The following is a 20,838-nucleotide window of genomic DNA, read 5'->3' on the forward strand; positions in this document are numbered from 1 at the left end:
GAGCTCACCAATCCGCCTTCACCGCCAGCGCCGCCGAGCGCTGCATCGCCCGCGCCCCCGCCAGCCTAGCGACCAGGGCCGCGAGCACGATCAGGCTGCTGGCAAACAGCGCCAGCGCGCCCCAGGGCACGGCAAGATCCATGCTCCAGTGAAAACTCTGGCGGTTGACGATCTCGATCAGGATCCAGGCAATCGCCGCGCCGGCCAGCAGACCGGCGATCACGCCCAGGCTCGCCGTGAGCGCACCTTCGATCGCGATCAGGCGACCGATGTCGGCGCGGGTGAAGCCAAGGTGGCGCAGCATGCCGAATTCACCCTCGCGCGTGGTCGCCAGCGCGGCAAAGGTGGTGGCGATGCCGAACAGCCCGATCATCACCGTCACCGCCTCCATCAGATAGGTGATGAGGAAGGTACGGTCGAAGATCTGCAGACTGAGCGCGCGGATCTCGCCCGGCAAGGCGATGCTGAGGTGCTCGGCGCCAAAGTCGGCGCGCAGGGCAGCCGCCACCGTAGCGGCGTCGCTACCTGGCGCCAGGCTGATGGCCGCGTCGTTGATGCGCTGGTCGCCGGTAAGGGCGACGTAGTCCGCGCTCTCGATGAGCGCCGCGCCGTGCTGGCGGGCGTAGTCGCGCCAGATGCCGGCGACGATGAAATGGCGCAGCTGCCCGCCCAGCGGCAGCGTCAGGCGATCGCCAACGCCGATCTGCCGACGGTCGGCGGTTGCTTCGGAAATCCATGCCGGGGGCAAGTCAGCGTCGATTTCGCCTGCCGCGTCGGCCGCGTTGACCCTGGCCGGACGCTCGCTGCTTCCCGCAATCAGCGGCAAGCCCCAGTTGCCGCGTACCGGGCGTGCAAGAACGGTGAACAATGGCTCTTCGTCCGAAATGCGCAGATTGACCTGGCGCGTGGTGTCGACCGTGGCCACTCCGGGCACGGCGGCGATGCGTGCGAGCGCGTCGCCATCCAGATATCCACTGCCGGACGACACCGAAGCGCGCACATACAGATCCGCCGGCAACACCTGCGCCAGCCAGTCATCGACCGAGACCCGAAAGGAGCTGACCATGATCGCCATCGCCGCCGCCAGCGCCACGCTGGCCACCACCCCGGCGCCGGCCACCACCGCCTGGCCGGGGGTGGCGGACAGGCGGGCGTGGGCAAGACGCCAGCTCAGCGCCCTGCCCCGGCGCAGCACGGGCAAGACCCCACGCGCAATCGTCGGCAGCAACAGCACCGCGGCCGCCAGCGTGAGCGCAACGGCGCCATAGCCGCCGATCGGAATGTCATTGAGCGGCGGCAGGATGCACGCCAGTCCGGCAATCACCAGCAACCCCACGCCGGGCCGCCACCCGCCGCGCACCTGGGGCAGGCCCGCGTACTCGCCCTCGCCCGCTTTCAAGGCCCGCGCCGGGGCGACGCGCGAGGCCTCGCGTGCCGGCAACCAGGTGCCGATCACGCCCGCTGCGATACCGAGCAGCAGATAGCCCACCACCAGCATGGCGTCGAACTGCAGCTGCGGCTGCGTACCGCGGAAAAAACCTGCGCCGAGATCCCCCCCCACGAACTTGAACGCCGCCGCTGCCAGCCCATGGCCCAGCGCCACGCCCAACAGCCCACCCGCCAGCCCTACCGCCGCGCCTTCGGCGAGCAGGCCGCGCAGCAGTTGGCGCCTTTCCATGCCGAGCGCCCGCAGCAAGGCGAACTCACGCCGCCGTCGCACCACCGACAGCAGTTGCGTCGAGAACACCAGAAAGCCGCCGGTGAGCAGCGCAATGGCGGCGAGCATGGTGAGATTGACCCGGTAAGCGCGTGACAGCGTGCTGAGCTCACTGGCGGCAGCCTCGGGCACGCGTAGCGAGAGGCCAGGTGGCAATAACGTCGCCAGCGACTGACGGGCCATCTGCGCACTGACCCCCGCGGCGAGCTTGAGGTCGATGCGGCTCAGGACGCCGATGCGATCGAAGTGCTGCTGCGCGCCGGCGATATCCATCACTGCCAGACTGGCGCTGGCGGCAGGGACTTCACCCGCAACCCGCAGTGCAAAGCTGCGCACGCCGGACTGCAGCACCAGTTCGCCGCCACGCAGTGCGGGTGCTGCAAACTCGCCGCTTTCCAATTGCTGGGACTCACTCAAGTGCGCGCGCGCTTCGTCGCTGAGAAAGATGTTGTCCGGCTGCAGGGCCGCGAAACGTGTGTCCGCAGCGTCTGCAGCCGCAGCCGCGCGCGGCAGCAGCATGGGCTGCACGCGCGCAAGGCGAAACAGGTCCACGCCGTGGATCTCCAGCGCATCCTCGCGCCCCGGCAGGCGCGCCTGAATCACCAGCACCGGGCTGGCTTCGGCCACTTCGGCGCGCGCGGCCAGCACCGGGTAGATGGCTTCGTCAAAACCATCGCGCGCCCCCACCAGCTGCAGATCGGCTTCGCCAGCGATCAGGCGCATGCCGCGCCCGAACTCATCGATGGCAGCGCTGTGGATGAGCTGCACTGCCAGGCCCAGCGCCACCCCGAGCGCGATCGCGAATAGCGACAAAGCCGTTGCCAGGCGGCGACGCAGCAGGCTGGCAAGAAACAGCCGGTGCAGCGTGGCGCTCATGCGCGCTCCGTGATGTCCACCAGCCCCTGCACGCCAAGCTCAAGCACGCGGTCCGCGCGCCTTGCGGCCACGCGCGAGTGCGTGACCAGCACCCCGGCGGCCTCGCTGTCGCGGATCTGCTCCAGCAGCAGGTCGAGCACATCGCTTGCGCGCACCGGGTCGAGGTTGCCGGTGGGCTCATCGGCCAGCACCAGGCGCGGACGGTGCACCAGTGCGCGCGCGATCGCCACGCGCTGCATCTCCCCGCCGGAGAGCTCATGCGGCGGGTCGTCGGCGCGCGTGCCGAGCCCCACACGCGTCAACATGGTGCGCGCGCGCGCCTCGGCCTCCTTGTCGTCAGTCCTGAGCAGCCACAGCGGCAGCGCGACGTTTTGCACCAGTGACAGGTGCGGCAGGATGTGGAATGCCTGGAACACGAAGCCATAGGCTGAGCGGCGCAAGCGCGCCATCGCATCCTCATCCAGGCCTTCGATGCGCTGGCCGCCCACTTCGATACGGCCACCATCGACCGGCTCCAGTCCGGCCAGACAGTTCAGCAGGGTCGACTTGCCCGAGCCCGACTCACCGACAATCGCCACGCACTCGCCGGCGCCCACCTGCAACTCAAGGGTATCGAACAGGACGCGTGGCGGCGTGCCAGGCAGAGTCTTGCGCAGGGCGTGGGCAGTGAGCATGGGCGGCAGCAGCAGGAAATGACAGTCCATTTTGTCACCCTTGGCCGTGATTGGTTGCATGCGCCTGCGCGCGGATGCGAGGCGGAGGCCAGAGGGCGCGGATTGACACCGCCTTTGCCGCCGGGTTAAAAGAGGCGCCTGCTGAATACGGTTCAGACCGTAATCAGGGTGTCCATCCGTCGAGTCCTCTGTCCGCAGTTCACTGGCCGCTGCGCTTCAGCGCTCAAGCCGGCCCGCGCTTGAACGCGGCCTCAGCTCCGATTCAATGTGTCTTGCCGACCCCGGATCACGCGGGGGTTCCTTGCATATTCCGTTGGCCAGGAAGACAGGTTTACGCCCCCCGATGGCGTCCTGATCACGCCCTGATTGCGCCCGCTGACCAGCCCCAGAACGGAACCCAAGAATGCTCAAAGCCTTACACCAGGACTGGCTGTCCAATGTCCGCAACGATCTGCTCGCCGGCTTGGTGGTCGCGCTGGCCTTGATCCCCGAAGCGATCGCGTTCTCGATCATCGCCGGGGTCGATCCCAAGGTCGGGCTCTATGCCTCATTTTGCATCGCCATCGTCATCGCCTTCACCGGCGGCCGCCCGGGCATGATCTCGGCCGCAACCGGCGCGATGGCGCTGGTGATGGTGATGCTGGTCAAGGAACACGGCCTGCAATACCTGCTTGCCGCCACCTTGCTCACCGGCGTGCTGCAGATCATCGCCGGCTGGCTCAGGCTGGGTGGGCTGATGCGCTTCGTGTCGCGCTCGGTCATCACCGGTTTCGTCAACGCGCTGGCGATCCTGATCTTCATGGCCCAGCTGCCCGAGCTCACCAATGTGGGCTGGCAGGTGTATGCGATGACCGCCGCCGGGCTGGGCATCATCTACCTCTTCCCCTACCTCACCAAGGCCGTGCCCTCGCCGCTGGTCGCCATCGTGGTGCTCACCGCCGTCGCCATCTTCCTTGAGCTCGACATCCGCAGCGTGGGCGACATGGGCCAACTGCCCGACAGCCTGCCCATCTTCCTGCTGCCCGATGTACCGCTCAACCTGGAGACGCTGGCGATCATCTTCCCGGTGTCGGCCACCCTGGCGGCGGTGGGCTTGCTCGAATCCATGATGACGGCCTCCATCGTCGATGAGCTGATCGACTCCAGCAGCAACAAGAACCGCGAATGTGTGGGCCAGGGCATCGCCAACATCGCCTCCGGCTTTCTTGGCGGCATGGCCGGTTGCGCGATGATCGGGCAATCGGTGATCAACGTGAAATCGGGCGGCCGCGGGCGGCTGTCGACGCTGGCCGCGGGCGTGTTCCTGCTGCTGCTGATGCTGTTCTTCGGCGACTGGGTGGCGCGCATCCCGATGGCCGCGCTGGTGGCGGTGATGATCATGGTGTCCATCGGCACCTTCAGCTGGGCTTCGATCCGCAACCTGCGTACCCATCCGGCCAGCTCCAGCGTGGTAATGCTGGCCACGGTGGTGGTGGTGGTGATCACCCACGATCTGGCCAGGGGCGTGCTGGTGGGGGTGTTGCTGTCGGGCTTTTTCTTTGCGCACAAGGTGGGCCAGGTGCTGCATGTGAGTTCGCGCACCGAGGACGAGGGTCGCACGCGCGCCTACACCATCACTGGCCAGGTGTTCTTCGCCTCGGCGGAGCGCTTCATCAATGCCTTCGACTACAAGGAAGTCATCGACACCGTGCGCATCGACGTCAGCCGCGCTCACTTCTGGGACATCACCGCCATCAGTGCGCTGGACCGGGTGGTGATCAAGTTTCGCCGCGAAGCCACGGCGGTGGAGGTGATCGGCATCGACGAGGCCAGCGCCACACTGGTGGACAAGTTCGCCGTCCACGACAAGGACGCCGCCGCGGACATGCTGGCGGGCCACTGAGAGGAGAAGCGCCATGAAGAACACCAACAAGGTGCTGGCCTGTGTGGACCAGTCCCGTTTCGCCGACCATGTGGCTGATTATGCAGCGTGGGCGGCGCAGCGCCTCGATGCGCCGCTGGAGTTCCTCCACGTCATCGAGCGCCATCCCGAGCGCAGCACGGGCCAGGACCATAGCGGTGCGATCGGCATCGACGCCCGGGAGCATCTGCTCGATCGCCTGTCCGCTGCAGATGAAGCCCACAGCCGCGCGGCACGCGAGCAGGGCCGCATCTTCCTCAACCGCCTGCGCCAGCGCGCCAGCGCCGCCGGCGTCAAGCAGGTGGACATGCGTCTGCGCCACGGCGAACTGGAGCAGACCCTGGCCGAGCAGGAAGAAGGCGTTCGCCTGCTGGTGCTCGCCCGCCGCGGCGAGTCCGCCGAGGCCAGCCAGCGCGCCCTTGGACGCAACGTCGAGCGCGTGGTGCGGGCGCTGCGCAAGCCCATCCTGACCGTCACCGAAGGCTTCAAGACACCGCAACGGGTGATGATTGCCTTCGATGGTGGCACTGTCACCCGGCGCGGCGTGCACATGGTCGCCACCAGCCCCTTGTTTCGCGGCTTGCCGATTCATCTGCTGATGTCGGGCAAGGACAACGCCAACGCCTCCAGGCAGCTCGACTGGGCCAGCACGCGCCTCAAGGACGCCGGCTTCGAGGTCAGCGCCGTGCTCACCGCGGCCAATGCGCACAGCGCCATCGCGCGCAGCGTCGAGGACGAGGCGATCGACCTGTTGATCATGGGCGCGTTCGGCCACTCTGCCCTGCGCAGCCTGCTGTTTGGCAGCAAGACCGCCGAACTTTTGCGCTCGGCGACGATTCCGACCCTGCTGTTGCGCTAGTCGGGGCGCAAGGGGCGCAGCCCTTCCCGTTTGCACGGACGAGCCCCTATACTCCGCCCGCCCGCAGGCGCGGGTGTCCCCCGCGGCTCTCTCCCTCTTGTGTCAGGCATGCCGGTCGACCATTACGAGAACTTCCCTGTCGCGTCCTTGCTGCTGCCCTCGCATCTGCGCGAGCCGGTAGAGGCGATCTATGTCTTTGCGCGCAGTGCGGACGACGTCGCCGACGAAGGCGATGCGGCGCCGGAGGCAAGGCTGGCGCGTCTGCACGACTATCGTCAGGCGCTCGAGGCCTGCGCACACGGCGCGGCGGTGGCCGATGCCAGCCTGGCGCCGATGTTCGAGCGCCTGGGGCGTGAGATCCGGGCGCACAAGTTGCCCGTGCAGCGCTTGCGCGACTTGCTCGACGCCTTCGCGCAGGATGTGGGCAAGACGCGTTATCGTGATTTTGCCGAACTGAAGGACTACTGCCGGCGTTCGGCCGACCCGGTCGGGCGCCTGCTGCTGTGCCTGTACACCGCCGGGACGCCGGAAAATCTGCGGCGCTCGGACGCCATCTGCACCAGCCTGCAGCTGATCAATTTCTGCCAGGACGTGGCGATAGACTGGCAAAAGCAGCGCATCTATTTGCCGCAGGATGACATGGCGCGCTTTGGCGTGAGCGCGGACGACATCGCCGCCGGGCGCTGTGACGAGCGCTGGCGGGCACTGATGAGCTTTCAACTCGGGCGTGCACGCGCGATGATGCTCGACGGCGCTCCGCTCGCGCGCGCCCTGCCGGGGCGCATTGGCTGGGAGTTGCGCCTGATCGTGCTCGGCGGGCTGCGCATCATCGAAGCCATCGAAGCCGCCAGCTACGACGTCTTTCGCCACCGCCCGGTGCTGGGCAAACACGACTGGCTGCGCCTGGGATGGCGTGCCCTGAATTATCGGAAGATTGCATGAATCCGCACGACTACTGCCAGGACAGGGCTGCCAAGAGCGGCTCGAGCTTCTACTACAGCTTCATGTTTCTGCCCCCCGAGCAGCGCCAGGCGATCACTGCGCTATATGCCTTCTGTCGCGAAGTCGATGATGTGGTGGACGAATGCCACGACGTATCGCTGGCGCAGATCAAGCTCGAGTGGTGGCGACAGGAGGTCGAGCGCATCTTTACCGGCACGCCCACGCATCCGGTGGGGTTTGCGCTGCAGGACGTGCTGAGGCGCTTCAAGCTGCCGCAGGAGCAGTTGCTGGAGATCATCGACGGCATGGCGATGGACTTGTCGCAGACGCGCTACCTCGACTTCAAGGGCTTGCAGCTGTACTGCTATCGCGTCGCCAGCGTGGTCGGCCTGCTCTCGGCGGAGATCTTCGGCCACGAGCATCGACAGACGCTGAAGTACGCCCACGACCTGGGCCTGGCCCTGCAGCTCACCAACATCATTCGCGACGTCGGCGAAGACGCCCGCCGCGGCCGCATCTATCTGCCCATCGAAGACCTACAGCGCTTCGGGGTGCCGGCCAAGGACATCCTCGAGGCGCGCTACTCCGACGCCTTCCGTGAGCTGATGGCATTCCAGGCCGAGCGCGCCGAACACTTCTACGAGCAGGCCCTCGCCCAGCTCCCCGCGGGCGATCGCAAGGCACAGCGCCCCGGGCTGGTGATGGCCGCCATCTACCGCACCCTGTTGCGCGAGATCGCCGCCGATGGTTTCCAGGTGCTGGACCGCCGCATCTCGCTCACTCCGGTGCGCAAGGTGTGGATCGCCGGCAGCACCTGGTTCAAGGGCTGAGACCATGGCCGTGCCCGTCGTTGCGGTGATCGGTGCGGGCTATGCCGGCATGGCGTGCGCGGTCGAGCTCGCCCGCGCCGGCGTGCATGTGACCGTGTTCGAGCGCTCGCACACCATGGGCGGACGCGCACGGGTGGTGCACAAGGACCACGATTGGCGGGTCGACAACGGCCAGCACATCTTGCTGGGCGCCTATACCGAACTGACCCGCTTGCTGCGCCTCACTGGCTGCTCGCCCAAACAACTCGCCCACCTGCCCCTGACCCTGCACGTGCCGGGCCGCCTGCACTTGAAGGCCGCAGCGCTGCCGGCACCCTTTCATCTCGCCGTGGGCCTGTTGCGCGCGCGCGGCCTGTCCTGGGGCGACCGCCTCGCCATGCTGCGCCTGATGCGCTGGCTGAGGAAGCAGGACTTCCGCACCCCGCCAGAGATGACGGTGACGGCGATGCTGCAGCACACCCGCCAGACGCCGGCCATGATCGAGCTGGTGTGGGTGCCTCTGTGTGTGGCCGCGCTCAACACACCGGCCGATGAAGCCGCCGCGCAGGTGTTTGCCAACGTATTGCGCGACAGCCTGGCAGCCTCGGCGACGGACAGCGAGCTGCTGATCCCGCGCACCGATCTGTCCGAGCTCTTCCCCGTGCCCGCCGCACGCTATCTCGCCACCCGGCGCGGCCGGGTGCGCACCGGCAATGCCATCGACGCGATCGAGCCCGTCGCGGGCGGAGGTTTTCGCCTCGAGGGCGACCCCGGCAGCCAGCCCTGGCCGAACGTCGTGATCGCCACCGCGCCCTATCACGCCGGCGCCCTACTCGCCTCGACCGGTCAATGCGATCAACTCGCAGCCCACATCGACGCCCTGCCCCACGAGCCCATCGTGTCGGTGTACCTGGCCCTGGGCAAGGGCCAGAGACTGCCCGAGACCATGATCGGACTGGTCGGCGGCAGCGCTACGGCCCCGGCGCAGTGGGCTTTCGATCGTGGCCAGCTGGGGGGGCCGGAAGGGCTGATGTCGTGCGTGATCAGCGCGCGCGGTGCACACGAGGATCTGGCGCGCGACGCGCTCATCCAGGCGGTGCATCGCCAGCTGCAACAGCAGCTGGGGCGAGAACTGCCCGCACCGCTGTGGTCACAGGTGATCGTCGAAAAGCGCGCCACCATCGCCTGCCGACCCGACATCTCGCGTCCTGGCATGCGCACGCCGCTGCGCGGCTTGTGGCTGGCGGGCGACTATCTCGATTCGCCCTACCCCGCCACGCTCGAATCCGCGGTGCGTTCAGGCACCGCGTGCGCCGCCGCCATCCTGGCGGAGCTCGGATGGGGCAATCATTAACCCGGCAATTGCATCGTATCGCGGGACTGATGACATCGAAGCGTCAAACGCGGCGGCATGCACGGAGACGCCCACTACTCCTTCGGCGCGCTCGGGTCCAGCAGGTCGGGCGCGCTGCGCGACTTCGGTTCGGCAGCGATTTGCCGTGTCAGGTCGTCGATGACGCGGGTGTCGACCGGGGCCGTGGTCGACGGCGCACGCGGAGGCCGCGGCGGTGCCGGCGGCGCGGCTGCCAGCTCGGCGCGCTCGCTCAACTGCACCCGATAGATCGGTTCCGGCATGTCCATGTCGGCCGCTTCGAGCGCGAGCTTGACGGTGCGGATGGCTTCGCTGCGGACCATCAGGAAATCGTGCGAGCGCTGGTCGACCCAGCCGAGAAACCGCACATGCACGTTCGAATCACCCAACGCGGCGATGTAGGCGCGCGGCGGCGGCGTCTGCATCACTCCCGGCAGGCGTGACAGTTCTGTCGTGCCGATGTGCTGTGCCGTCACCAGGTCTTCGCCGACCCCGATGCCCACGTCGAACTCGAAACGCCGGCTCGGATTGCGCGTGTAGTTGAGCGTGACGCTGCGGAACACCAGCGCGTTGGGCAAGCGCAAGTGGTTGCCGTCGAGCGTCATCAGGATCGTGGCGCGCGAGGTCATCGAGACCACGACGCCCTCGTTGCCGTCGATCACGACGTGATCGTGCGGCGAGAAGGGTTGGCGCAAGCTCATGAGGATGCCCGCGAGATAGTTCTCGAGCGTGTCCTTGAACGCAAAGCCGATCGCTACGCCCAGCACGCCAGCGGTGCCGAGCATCGCGCCGACGAGCGCTGTGGCGTTCAAGATCTCCAGCGCCACGAGCACGCCCAGCAGCGTCACCCCCCACCGCACGGTGGTGCGCGCCAGGTCGCCCATGAAGGGGTTGCGCTGCGACACGCGGTCCAGGAACGTGCGCCGCGAAAACCAGCCACCGAGCATCCAGCACACCCACACCGCCACCAGTGCCAGCGCCAGCAGGGGCAAGGCCGCGATCAGTCCGTAGGCCTCGCTCAGCAGGCGCTGAACGACGAGGTCGAAGTCGAATGCAGGCACGGCCATAGCGAGCCATTCTAGACGCTGCGTGCTGCGGCTGCCAGCGGCTTGATCGGCCGGGCGGTTTCAGTCCGGGCGACTTGAGCCGGGATCGCTTGAGTCGCTCAGATGGTGCAGGATGGGATCGAGCATCGCTGCGCCCAGGCGCTTGCTGCGCGCGCCGTTCCAGCCCACCGCCTCATCTGGCAGGTTGGCGTTGTCCTTGAACGGCATCTCCAGGGTCAGTGACACGCAGGAGAAATGATTGGCGACCCACTTGCTGGCGAGCGTCAGTAGTTCCTCGCCAAAGCGCCCCGGCATGTAGCCCTTCGCGGTCTGGAAGTCGGGCGCTACCTGACGAACGCTGTCGATGAAGCGGGCCTGCTGCCGCGCCGCGCGGGCGGTAAAGCCGGGCACTTCTTCGGCGGTGGAGAAAAACACATAAGACAGGGCCTCGTCGCCGTGAATGTCGACAAACAGCTCGCAGCCGGTCTCCTGCATGGCCTCGCGCACGAGGAAGACTTCCGGGCTGGCGCTCAGCTCGGGCGCACGCCATTCGCGATTGAGGTTGCGTCCGGCGGCATTGGTGCGCAGGTTGCCGCGCGCGGCGCCATCCGGGTTCATGTTGGGCACGATGTAGAGCACTGCCTGCTCGCGCACCTTGCGCGCGACCGCGTCGGCGCCATCGAGCAGGCGCTCGAGCAGACCTTCGACGAACCACTCGGCCATGGTCTCACCGGGGTGCTGGCGGGCGATGATCCAGATCGGTTTGCGGGTCGGCGCCGGCTCGCCAACGACGACGACGTCGAGGTCGCGGCCATCGACGGTGGCGCCGAGGTTGCGCACGTCGGCGAAGGACGACGCTTCGGCACGCGCGAGCAGATCGAGGTGGCGCTCGTGCGAATAGGGCTCGAAATAGGCGTAGTAGACGCTGTTGCGTTCGGGCGTGTGCTCAACGATCAGTTGCCCGCCTTCGTAGCCTGTGGTGGCGACACGAAACCAATGCTGGCGGTCATACGATGCGACGCAGCGGTAGCCCGGCCAGCCATCCGGGTAAGCGGCCTGGGCGGCGTTCTCGAACACCATGCGAACCGGCTTGTGCGCCGCATCCAGCAGGCGGAAATGGAACCACTGGCGAATATCCGCCGCGTTGTCGGCGCGCAGGCGCAGGCGGATGTTTTGCGGACCATCGAGCTCGAGCACCTCGATGGCGCCCGCGTCAAAAGCAGAACTGATTCGCATCGAACTCAGGCCTCGCGGCGGCGAAACACCAGGCGATCGGGCTCCGAAGCCTCGGCGGCAAAGGCGTAGCCTTCGGCTGCGAAGCCCTTCAGGCCTTCGATGTCGTCGATTCGGTTCTGGATGACGTAGCGGCTCATCAGGCCACGCGCGCGCTTGGCGTAGAAGCTGATGATCTTGTAGCGCCCGCCCTTCCACTCTTCGAACGCGGCGCTGAGCAGCCTGCCCTTGAGTTTGGCGGGCTTGACCGCCTTGAAGTACTCCTCCGAGGCCAGATTGAACAGGATGGGCTCGCGACCGGCATCGGCCTCGGCCTCGGCGGTGAGCAGGCGGTTCAACTCGTCGGTGATGCGCTCGCCCCAGAAGGCGTAGAGATTCTTGCCACGGGCATTGTCCAGTCGCGTGCCCATCTCCAGGCGGTAGGCCTGCATCAGGTCGAGCGGGCGCAACACACCGTAGAGGCCGGACAGGATGCGCAGGTGGTCCTGCGCCCAGGCGAGCTCATCGGGCTGCAGGCTGGGGGCGTCCAGCCCCGCATATACGTCGCCATTGAAGGCGAGCACGGCTTGCTTGGCGTTGTCCGGCGTGAAGGGGGGTGACCATTGCTCATAGCGCGCCACATTGAGACTGGCGAGCGGGTCGGACAGGGACATCAGCGCAGCGACCTGTGCCGGCGAGCGCTGGCGCAGGATGTCGATGAGTTCGGCGGCGTGATCGAGGAAGGCGGGCTGGGTGAACTGCGCCGTGTTCGGCGGCGTGTCGTAGTCGAGCGCCTTGGCGGGGGAGATGACGATGATCATGGGCGACTGTGCAAGGCAAGTGAGGGGCTGTGGGGGGCGGCAGCCGGCACGCGCTGAGGGGCGCGCAGCAAGCAAGGCAGCCTGATGTTAGCAAACTCACCACGGGCACGGTCGCGAGGGCGTGCGCACGCTACATCACCGCGAGCAAGCGCTCCTTCAGCTCCTGGGCGCGATTGCGCCCGAGACGAGTCTCGCTGATCGAGCTCAGCCACTCTTCGATCAGGGCTTCGATATCAGGGCGTTCCTGCGAGTCCTGAATGCGCTTCATGAGGCCGAGCTTGTTGTAAGGGCCATGGAAGGTGCGCAAGGTGTTGATCATGAAATCACGCGCCATCTGCATCCCCGGGGCGGCGTGGGCGGGCGTGGCCGATGCTTTTGCCGGCGCCGGCGCCGGCGGCGTTCGCAGCTCGACGTCGACGGTGGGCGCAGGCGCGGCCTGTGCGCTGATGAAGCCACCCTCCTCCAGCTGCGCCAGGGTCGCAGCCAGCTCGGCATCGCCGGACAAGGCCTGCAGCGCGTCCAGGGTACGCGCACCATCGATCAGGATCAGCACCCGTCTCGCCCGCAGGCCAATGGCATTGCTACGGTGGGCAATTTCGTCCAGGCCGCGTGCGGTCTTGGTGTACACCGTCATCTATCGTCTCCTTTGCGCATGCGGCGTGGTGCCGTCTTTGTCTGCGTCGTGCGGGCTGCTTACGGTGCCTGCAGCGGCCCGGATTGTGTGCGTCACTTATGCCACAGTCAAGCGTGCAGCACAGGGGCCGGCCTCAGCGGCCCGGGTCAGAATCCAGCACTAGAGTCGTTTTTCAGCCAGATTCATGTCAATGGCTTGCGCACGGCAGTCGTGACGCAGTTATCGCCGGCGCCTCTGCCGTGCCTGCTCGAACAGGCATACCGCCACTGCAGCCGCGACGTTGAGCGATTCGACGTCGCCCGCCATCGGAATGATGACGCGCTGCGAGGCGCAGGCGAGCAAGGCAGGTGATACGCCCTGCCCTTCGGCACCGAACAGCCAGGCCACCGGCGCATCGAGCTCGAGCTCGTAGAGGCTGCGCGCGCCCTCGCCGAGTGCCGTCGCAAGGATGGCACCGCGGAAAGCGCCGAGCACATCCACGGCATCAACGCGCTCGTGGATGCGCAGACCAAAATGTGCCCCCATGCCCGCGCGCAGCGCACGGGGCGACCAGGCACCGGAACAGCCAGGGGTGAGCAGTACGTCGCGCACCCCGGCCGCGGCTGCGGTGCGCAGGATGGTGCCGAGGTTGCCGGGGTCTTGCACCCCATCGAGCACCACAAGGCTGTGCGCGGACAAGGCTGCGCTATCGGCCAGACGCGCGGGGTCCGGCTCGGGCAGAAGATCGATGATTGCGATCACGCCCGAGGGGCTGTCCACCGGGCTGATATGGGCAAAGAGCGCATCGGGCAACTGGTAGCGCGGAATATCGTGGGCACAGCGCGCGAGCAGGTCTTCGATTTCCAACTGCGCACAGCCGCTGTCGGAGACGACGATTGCCTTCAGCGGCCACTGCTGCTGCAGCGCGGCGTCGAGCAGATGTGCGCCATCGAGCAAGGTCTCGCCGAGCTTGCGCCGCTCGCGTGCCGAGTTGGCAAGCGCATGCAGGCGCTTCACCATAGGGTTGTCACGCGAGCTGATGGCCTTCATCGTGACTGCGGGGCATTCTCGAGCAGTCGCCGCACCGGTGCGAAGCTGCGACGGTAAAAATCGGCCACGCCATGTTCGTGCAAGGCTTGCAGGTGAGCGACGGTGGGGTAGCCCTTGTGCGCGGCGAGCCCATATTGCGGCCACAGTGCATCGAGGACACGCATGGATTCGTCGCGCGCTGTCTTGGCCAGGATGGAGGCTGCCGAGATGGCGGGCTGGGTGGCGTCGCCCTTGACGATGGCAAGGGTGGGATAAGGCAACGTGGGGCAGCGGTTGCCGTCGATCAGGACTTGAGTCGGCGCCTGTCCCAGGCCGAGCACCGCGCGTTGCATGGCGAGCATGGTGGCGTGCAGGATGTTGAGACGGTCGATCTCCTCCACGCTCGCCTCGGCAATCGCCCACGCCAGCGCGCGTTCGCGAATCAGCGGCGCCAGGCGCTCGCGGGCGCGTTCGCTGAGTTTCTTGGAGTCGTTGAGGCCTTCGATCGGGCGTGCCGGGTCGAGAATGACCGCCGCCGCGACCACCGGGCCACACAGCGGACCGCGCCCGGCTTCATCCACTCCGCACACCAGCACCAGACCGCTACCGGCAGCGGCGGGCATGAACAGATCGGCGTTCACGGCGCTGCACCACTCAGGTAAGGCAGGATGGCCTCGGCCGCCTTGTGTGCGGTGTTCTGGCGCAGCGTCAGGTGCAGCTCGGTGAAGCGACACTCGAGTGCAGCACAGCGCTCGGGCTCGTTGAGCCAGGCTTCGAGTGCGAGTGCCAGCTTGTCCGGAGTGGCTTCGTCCTGCAGCAGCTCGGGCACCAAGCTCTCCTCGCACAGGATGTTCGGCAGGCCCACCCAGGGCAGGTAAGCCATGTGCTTCATCAAACGATACTGCCACGCGCCGATGCGATAGGTGATCACCATCGGGCGCTTGAGCAAGGCGGCCTCGAGGCTGGCGGTGCCGCTCGCCACCAGCACCACATCGGCGGCGGTCATCGCTTCCACCGAGTGTCCGAACAACATGCGAATGGGCAGTTCGGTGGCCTGCTTGCGGCGCAGGGCGTGCTCGAAGATCGTACGCGTTTCGCGCGTTGCCAGTGGCACCAGGAAAATGAGCGCCGGGTCGCGCGCGAGCATGCACTGGGCGGTATCAATGTAGTTGTCGGCGAGGTTGCGCACCTCTGACTGACGGCTCCCGGGCAGCATCGCGACCACGCGGCGCTCCAGCCCTATCCCCAGTCGCGCGCGCGTGCCCTCGCGGTCTGGATGCAGGGGAAACACGTCGGCCAGTGGATGGCCGACATAGCTCACCGCCACCCCTGCACGTTCGTAGAGCTCGGGCTCGAACGGAAACAGACACAGCATGTGGCTGACCGAGCGTGCAATGCGCTTGATGCGTCCGCCGCGCCAGGCCCAGATCGAGGGGCTGACGAAGTGGATCGCGGGAATGCCCGCGTCCTTGGTCTTGCCTTCCAGCCACAGATTGAAGTCGGGTGCGTCGACGCCGATGAAGGCCGCCGGGCGCTCCTTGCGGATCTGCGCGAGCAGGCTGCGGCGAATGCCCGAGAGCTCGCGATAACGCTTGAGCGCATCGACATAGCCATGCACCGCCAGCAGTTCGCTCGACCAGCGCGCATCGAAGCCCTCGGCCTGCATCTTGGGCCCGCCGATACCGAAGAACTCGGCGTCGGGGATGCGTTGACGAAGGGCGCGGATGAGGTGGCTGGCAAGCAGGTCGCCCGAGGTCTCCCCGGCGACCATCGCGATACGGACGGTCATGACTTCGGCCAGCCCTCAGCGGATGATGCCGCGGCCGGATCGGGCGATGAAATCGGACAGGAGCGCAACCTCGCTCTCTTGCGTGGCGATCTCGGCGACGCGCTGGCGCGCCTCGTCCAGGCTCAGGCCGGAGCGGTAAAGCGCGCGATAGGCACGCTTGATGGCGGCGATCCCGGCGGCGCTGTAGCCACGCCGCTTGAGACCTTCGCTGTTGATGCCATGCGGCTTGGCCGGATTGCCGGCGACGGTGACGAAGGGCGGCAGATCCTGCAGCAGCACGGTGCCCACGCCGCAGAAGCTGTGCGCGCCGACCCGACAGAACTGATGCACGCCGGTAAAGCCACCGAGGATGGCCCAGTCGCCGACATGGACATGCCCGGCGAGGGTAGCGTTATTGGCGAAGATGGTGTGGTTGCCCACCTGGCAGTCGTGCGCCACGTGTACGTAGGCCATGATCCAGTTGTCGTCGCCGACGCGGGTGACGCCCACGTCCTGGCTGGTGCCAAGATTGAACGAGCAGAATTCACGGATCGTGTTGCGGTCACCGATCTCCAGCCGCGTGGGTTCGGACTCGTACTTCTTGTCCTGCGGCTTGGCACCGATCGAGCAGAACTGGAAGATCTCGTTGTCGACACCAATGCGGGTGTGGCCCTCGATCACGACATGGGGGCCGATCTGCGTTCCGGCTCCGATGTCTACGTGCTCGCCGATGATCGAATAGGCTCCGATCGTGACCTTTTCTCCGAGCCGGGCGCCCGGATGGACGATGGCGGTCGGATGAATCATAGGGTCTTGAGCGCGCACATCAGTTCGGCTTCGGTCGCCACCTGACCGTCAACGCGGGCGACCCCCTTGTACTTGTAGATATTGCGCTTGCTCTGCGTGATCTCCACCTCGAAGATGAGCTGGTCGCCCGGCACCACCGGGCGCTTGAAGCGCACCTTGTCGATGCCGGCGAAGTACACCACCGAGCTCTCGTCGGGCTTCACGCCCATGCTCTTGAACGACAGCACTGCAGCCGCCTGTGCCATGGCCTCAACGATGAGCACGCCCGGCATCACCGGGTGATGCGGGAAGTGCCCGGGGAAGAATGGCTCATTGATGGTCACGTTCTTGAGCGCCAGGATGCGCTTGCCCTCTTCCATCTCGAGCACACGGTCGATGAGCAGGAAGGGATAGCGATGCGGCAGGTAGTCGCGGATCTCGTTGATGTTCATCATTGGGTTCAGCCCAGCTTGCGGTCGTCAGGACCGCCCTTGTGGTTTTGGTTTTCGAGTTCGCTTTCGAGCGCACGAACACGCACGACCAGTGTGTCGAGGTGACGCAGATGGGCGAAGTTGCGCACCCAGTCAGCGTGCGGCTGGAGCGGCAGGTTGGCGGTGTACACACCGGGCCTGGTGAGTGATTTGCTCACCAGCGTGCCGGCAGAGACAACAACGTCGTCACAGATCAGCAGGTGGCCGATGATGCCCGCCTGCCCGCCTATCATGCAGCGCGCTCCAATCGTGGTGCTGCCGGCGATGCCGACACAGCCGGCAATGGCGGTGTTCTCCCCGATGCGCACGTTGTGGGCGATCTGTACCTGGTTGTCGAGCTTGCAGCCATTGCCGATCACGGTGTCGTCAAGTGCGCCACGGTCGATCGTGGTGTTGGCGCCGATCTCGACCTCGTTGCCGATCACGACCCGCCCCACCTGCGGAATCTTCACCCACCGACCATCCTTCTCGCGCGCGAAGCCAAAGCCATCCGCGCCAATCACCGCACCCGAATGGATGATGCAGTTCTCGCCCACCACGCAGTCATGCTGAATCGTCACGTTGGCTGCGAGCCGCGTGCCGCGACCGATGCGGGTGCCGCGGCCGATGTGGCTGCCGGGGCCGATGATGACGTCCTCGCCAATCTCTGCACCTTCGTCGATCGACGCCCCCGCTCCGACTTCCACCGTGGACGGCAGCGAACAGCTCACCACCGCCAGCAGATGGACGCCGGGACGCACGGCGGGCGGCGGATTGAAGAGCTGCGCCACGCGGGCAAAATACAGATAGGGGTCGGCAGTGAGGATGCCTGAGCGCCCATCGAGCAGCGCCCGCGCATCCAGCCCGACAATCACCGCAGATGCGGCGCTGCTGTGCAAACGCGAAAAATACCTGCGATTGGCGACGAAGGCCAGATCACCGCTCTCGGCCTGATCCAGGGTCGCGACCCTGCGCACCTCGACGCTGGCGTCGCCACACACTTCACCTCCGAGGCGCGCGACCAGTTCGTCGAGTCGGAACATGCCGCAGCCGGTTTACTTGGCGTCGGACAGGGCCTTGATGACCTTGTCAGTGATGTCGATGCGCGGATTGGCGAACACCGCTTCCTGGAAGATGATGTCGTAGTTCTCTTTCTCGGCGATGTCCTTGACCGAACGATTGGCCTTGTCGAGCACCGACGCCAGCTCTTCGTTGCGGCGCTGGTTGAGGTCTTCGCGGAATTCGCGCTGCTTGCGCTGGAAGTCGCGGTTGATGTCGTTGACCGCACGCTCCTTGTTGCGACGATCGCTCTCGGTCATCGTCGCGCCGTCGCGCTCGAGATTCTCCTGCATGGCCTTGAGATCCTTGGCCATGCGCTGGAGCTCTTCATCGCGCTTCTCGAACTCCTTCTCCAGGCGTTGCTGCGCACGCACCGCAGGTGCGGCCTCACGCATGACACGATCGGAGTTCACGAAGCCGATCTTGGTATCGGCGACCGCCGCCTGGGAAATACCTATCAGCGCCACTGCCAGCAGGGAGAGGGTACTAACTTTCACTTATGCCTCCGGATGAATCTTGTTTTGTACAGCGCTCAGAATACGCTGCCGAGCTGAAACTGGAATCGCTGGATCTCGTCGTCGCTCTCTTTCTTGAGCGGGTGCCCGAAGCTGAACTTCAGCGGTCCGATCGGCGAGCTCCAGGCGAATGACAGACCGGTACTGTAGCGCAGGTCGTCGAGTCCAATCTTCTGCTTGTCGCCCGTGGCGGGGTCTTCGCCCCACACATAGCCCGCATCGAAGAAGGCGGAAATGCGGAACGAACGATCGCTGCCCGCACCCGGCATCGGGAAGAAGAACTCGGCGTTGGTGACCAGCTTGCGTGTGCCACCGGTCGAGGTGATGTCGCCATCGGTGTCGGTGAACTTCGGTCCCAGCGTGCCTTGGTCGAAGCCACGCACCGAGCCGATGCCGCCCACATAGTAGTTCTTGTAGAACGGCACTTCCTTGCCACCGAAGCCCTTGGCGTAGCCGACATCGGCATTGAGCATGAGGGCGTAGTCGCGTCCGATGGGGAACCAGTGCTGATACTGGTAGCCGAGCTTGCCATAACGCAGATCGCCGGCAGGCACGGTGACCTCGCCATAGACGCGCTGATAAACGCCCTTGCGCGGGTAGATGAAGCTGTCACGACTGTCGCGCGACCAGCCTACGGTCAGCAGCAGACTGCTGACACTGACTTCGCCGATACCCGCCGCTGCCTGCGGGCCGCTGCAACCGAAGTCCTTGCAGAAGTCCTGATAGAGCCGGGGGCTGTCGACGTAAGTGGTGATCTTGGTCTGATCGGCAGTCAGGCCGAAGTTGATCTGGTCATCTTCCGCGATCGGCCAGCCCAGGCGCAGTCCGGCGCCGGTGGACACGGTCTTGTAAGGCGATACGGTGTTGAAGTCGGTCGGGTCGTAGGTGCGGTGATACAGATCCCAGCCCAGGCTGACGCCATCGACGGTGTAGTAAGGGTTGGTGAAGGACAGCGCCAGGGTACGGCTGGATTTGCTTGTATTCAGGCCCAGGCTCAGTGAATTGCCGCTGCCAAACAGGTTCTGCTGTGCAATCGACGCCGACAGCACAATGCTCTCCGAGCTGGAGAAGCCCGCGCCCAGCATCAGGTTTCCGGTCGGGCGTTCCTTGACCGTGAAGTTGACGTCGACCTGGTCGGTTGAGCCAGGTACAGCCGGCGTCTCGACGTTCACCTCATCGAAGAAGCCAAGCCGGTCGATGCGCGTCTTCGAGCGGTTGATGGCCGCCGCGTCATACCAGCCGCCTTCGAGCTGGCGCATTTCGCGTCGGATCACTTCGTCGCGCGACTTGGTGTTGCCGCCCACGTTGATGCGACGCACGTATACCCGGCGGCCCGGATCGACAAACACGGTGAACGCGACCTCGCGTTTTTCCTTGTTCACCTCGGGCGCGGCGTTGACGTTGGCAAAGGCATAGCCTTCGTTGCCGAGCCGATCGGTGACCGCCTTGGTGGTTTCGGTGAGCCGCTCGCGCGAGAACGTATCGCCCGGGCGCAGCGTGGTGAGCGCGAGATATTCGGCCTCGGGAATGATCAGATCACCGGTGTAGCGCACGCCGGTGACGGTGTATTGCTCACCTTCGGTGACGTTCACCGTGATGTAGATGTCCTGCTTGTCGGGCGTGATCGAAACCTGGGTGGAGTCGATGTTGAAGTCGAGATAGCCCTGATTGAGATAGTACGAGCGCAGGGTCTCGAGGTCGGCAGCGAGCTTCTGCCGCGAATACTGATCGTTCTTGGTGTACCAGGTGAGCCAGCCCGGCGTGGTCAACTGCATCTGGTCGATGAGGTCGTCCGCGTCGAAGGCCTTCGCGCCGATGATGCTGATCTGGCGAATCTTGGCGACCTCGCCCTCCTGCACGCTGAAGTTGATGCCCACGCGATTGCGCTCGAGCGGCGTCACCGTGGTCGTGACCTGGGCCGCATACTTGCCGCGCGACAGATACTGGCGCTTGAGCTCCTGCTCCGCACGCTCGAGCAGCGCGCGATCGAAGATGCGCGACTCGGCCAGACCGACCTCGCGCAGACCCTTCTTGAGTGCGTCCTTGTCGAACTCCTTCACGCCGACGAAGTCGATCTGAGCGATTGCAGGGCGTTCGTCGACAACGACGACGATCACCTCACCTTCGGTCTCGATGCGGACGTCGCTGAAGAAACCTGTGGCAAACAGGGCGCGAATGGCATCGGCGGCCTGGGTTTCGTCGAAACGCTCGCCGACACGTACGGGCAGGTAGTTGAACACCGTGCCCGCCTCCGTACGCTGGATGCCCTCGACCCGGATATCCTTGACCACGAAAGAGTCGAATGCGAAAGCCGGCGCAGCGGCAAAAAGGGCCATGAGGAGCCCGGGCAGGAGCTTGCGATTCATGCAG

The 20,838-nt window shown here is 65.9% G+C and carries 19 protein-coding genes; 5 read left to right on the forward strand and 14 right to left on the reverse strand.

Translation table 11 applies throughout. The features are described 5' to 3' along the window. Positions 1-4: 4 nt before the first annotated feature. Both M622_RS38090 and M622_RS38095 read right to left on the reverse strand, forming a co-directional pair. The gene (locus M622_RS38090) at positions 5-2,593 is read right to left on the reverse strand and encodes an ABC transporter permease (protein WP_021250990.1); all 2,589 of its coding nucleotides are present in this window, start codon (positions 2,591-2,593) and stop codon (positions 5-7) included. Beyond that, on the reverse strand, positions 2,590-3,267 hold the full coding sequence (locus tag M622_RS38095; protein ID WP_031347582.1) for an ABC transporter ATP-binding protein: 678 nt from the start codon (positions 3,265-3,267) through the stop codon (positions 2,590-2,592). The genes M622_RS38090 and M622_RS38095 overlap by 4 nt, the downstream gene beginning before the upstream one ends. Positions 3,268-3,670: 403 nt before the next feature. Here M622_RS38095 and M622_RS38100 point away from each other — a divergent pair, with 403 nt between their 5' ends. The 5 genes from M622_RS38100 (at position 3,671) to hpnE (ending at position 9,131) form a co-directional block, all read left to right on the forward strand. After that, positions 3,671-5,149 (forward strand): SulP family inorganic anion transporter, encoded by a 1,479-nt coding sequence (locus M622_RS38100; RefSeq protein ID WP_021250992.1) that lies wholly within the window; start codon positions 3,671-3,673, stop codon positions 5,147-5,149. A 13-nt stretch (positions 5,150-5,162) separates the two neighbouring features. After that, positions 5,163-6,026 carry a universal stress protein gene (locus M622_RS38105; protein WP_021250993.1) on the forward strand — a complete coding sequence of 288 codons (864 nt, stop codon included), beginning with the start codon at positions 5,163-5,165 and terminating at the stop codon, positions 6,024-6,026. 108 nt (positions 6,027-6,134) lie between these two features. Then, positions 6,135-6,968 carry a squalene synthase HpnC gene (gene hpnC, locus M622_RS38110; protein ID WP_031347583.1) on the forward strand — a complete coding sequence of 278 codons (834 nt, stop codon included), beginning with the start codon at positions 6,135-6,137 and terminating at the stop codon, positions 6,966-6,968. Next, entirely contained in the window at positions 6,965-7,798 is an 834-nt protein-coding gene (gene hpnD / locus M622_RS38115; RefSeq protein ID WP_021250995.1) for a presqualene diphosphate synthase HpnD, read from the forward strand. The genes hpnC and hpnD overlap by 4 nt, the downstream gene beginning before the upstream one ends. 4 nt (positions 7,799-7,802) lie before the next feature. Beyond that, a complete protein-coding gene (gene hpnE, locus M622_RS38120; RefSeq protein ID WP_021250996.1) occupies positions 7,803-9,131 on the forward strand; it encodes a hydroxysqualene dehydroxylase HpnE in 1,329 nt (442 codons plus the stop codon). Between the two features lie 74 nt (positions 9,132-9,205). On the opposite strand, the gene M622_RS38125 is transcribed toward hpnE, so the two are convergent. The 12 genes from M622_RS38125 to bamA all read right to left on the reverse strand — a co-directional run bounded on the left by M622_RS38125 (position 9,206) and on the right by bamA (position 20,834). After that, positions 9,206-10,216: a mechanosensitive ion channel family protein gene (locus M622_RS38125; protein WP_021250997.1), complete on the reverse strand. Its 1,011-nt coding sequence runs from the start codon at positions 10,214-10,216 to the stop codon at positions 9,206-9,208. Between the two features lie 60 nt (positions 10,217-10,276). Next, the gene (locus tag M622_RS38130; RefSeq protein WP_021250998.1) at positions 10,277-11,431 is read right to left on the reverse strand and encodes a M14 family metallopeptidase; all 1,155 of its coding nucleotides are present in this window, start codon (positions 11,429-11,431) and stop codon (positions 10,277-10,279) included. 5 nt (positions 11,432-11,436) lie between these two features. Continuing rightward, positions 11,437-12,228, reverse strand: a complete 792-nt coding sequence (gene yaaA / locus M622_RS38135) for a peroxide stress protein YaaA (RefSeq protein WP_021250999.1) — start codon at positions 12,226-12,228, stop codon at positions 11,437-11,439. A gap of 130 nt (positions 12,229-12,358) precedes the next feature. Continuing rightward, positions 12,359-12,862: a hypothetical protein gene (locus M622_RS38140; protein ID WP_021251000.1), complete on the reverse strand. Its 504-nt coding sequence runs from the start codon at positions 12,860-12,862 to the stop codon at positions 12,359-12,361. A gap of 219 nt (positions 12,863-13,081) precedes the next feature. Further along, positions 13,082-13,891, reverse strand: coding sequence for a TrmH family RNA methyltransferase (locus M622_RS38145; RefSeq protein WP_021251001.1), 810 nt, complete (start codon positions 13,889-13,891; stop codon positions 13,082-13,084). Then, positions 13,888-14,511 carry a ribonuclease HII gene (rnhB, locus tag M622_RS38150; RefSeq protein ID WP_021251002.1) on the reverse strand — a complete coding sequence of 208 codons (624 nt, stop codon included), beginning with the start codon at positions 14,509-14,511 and terminating at the stop codon, positions 13,888-13,890. The genes M622_RS38145 and rnhB overlap by 4 nt, the downstream gene beginning before the upstream one ends. Beyond that, positions 14,508-15,659: a lipid-A-disaccharide synthase gene (lpxB, locus tag M622_RS38155; protein WP_021251003.1), complete on the reverse strand. Its 1,152-nt coding sequence runs from the start codon at positions 15,657-15,659 to the stop codon at positions 14,508-14,510. The genes rnhB and lpxB overlap by 4 nt, the downstream gene beginning before the upstream one ends. 15 nt (positions 15,660-15,674) lie before the next feature. After that, complete coding sequence (lpxA, locus tag M622_RS38160; RefSeq protein WP_021251004.1) at positions 15,675-16,445, reverse strand: acyl-ACP--UDP-N-acetylglucosamine O-acyltransferase; 771 nt, start codon at positions 16,443-16,445, stop codon at positions 15,675-15,677. After that, entirely contained in the window at positions 16,442-16,876 is a 435-nt protein-coding gene (gene fabZ / locus M622_RS38165) for a 3-hydroxyacyl-ACP dehydratase FabZ (protein ID WP_021251005.1), read from the reverse strand. The genes lpxA and fabZ overlap by 4 nt, the downstream gene beginning before the upstream one ends. Before the next feature lie 8 nt (positions 16,877-16,884). After that, on the reverse strand, positions 16,885-17,937 hold the full coding sequence (lpxD, locus tag M622_RS38170) for a UDP-3-O-(3-hydroxymyristoyl)glucosamine N-acyltransferase (protein ID WP_021251006.1): 1,053 nt from the start codon (positions 17,935-17,937) through the stop codon (positions 16,885-16,887). A 12-nt stretch (positions 17,938-17,949) separates the two neighbouring features. Further along, positions 17,950-18,450, reverse strand: a complete 501-nt coding sequence (locus M622_RS38175) for an OmpH/Skp family outer membrane protein (RefSeq protein ID WP_031347588.1) — start codon at positions 18,448-18,450, stop codon at positions 17,950-17,952. 35 nt (positions 18,451-18,485) lie between these two features. Next, positions 18,486-20,834 carry an outer membrane protein assembly factor BamA gene (gene bamA, locus M622_RS38180; RefSeq protein ID WP_021251008.1) on the reverse strand — a complete coding sequence of 783 codons (2,349 nt, stop codon included), beginning with the start codon at positions 20,832-20,834 and terminating at the stop codon, positions 18,486-18,488. Positions 20,835-20,838 lie beyond the last annotated feature (4 nt).

The sequence above is a fragment of the Thauera terpenica 58Eu genome (assembly GCF_000443165.1).
Taxonomy (GTDB): domain Bacteria; phylum Pseudomonadota; class Gammaproteobacteria; order Burkholderiales; family Rhodocyclaceae; genus Thauera; species Thauera terpenica.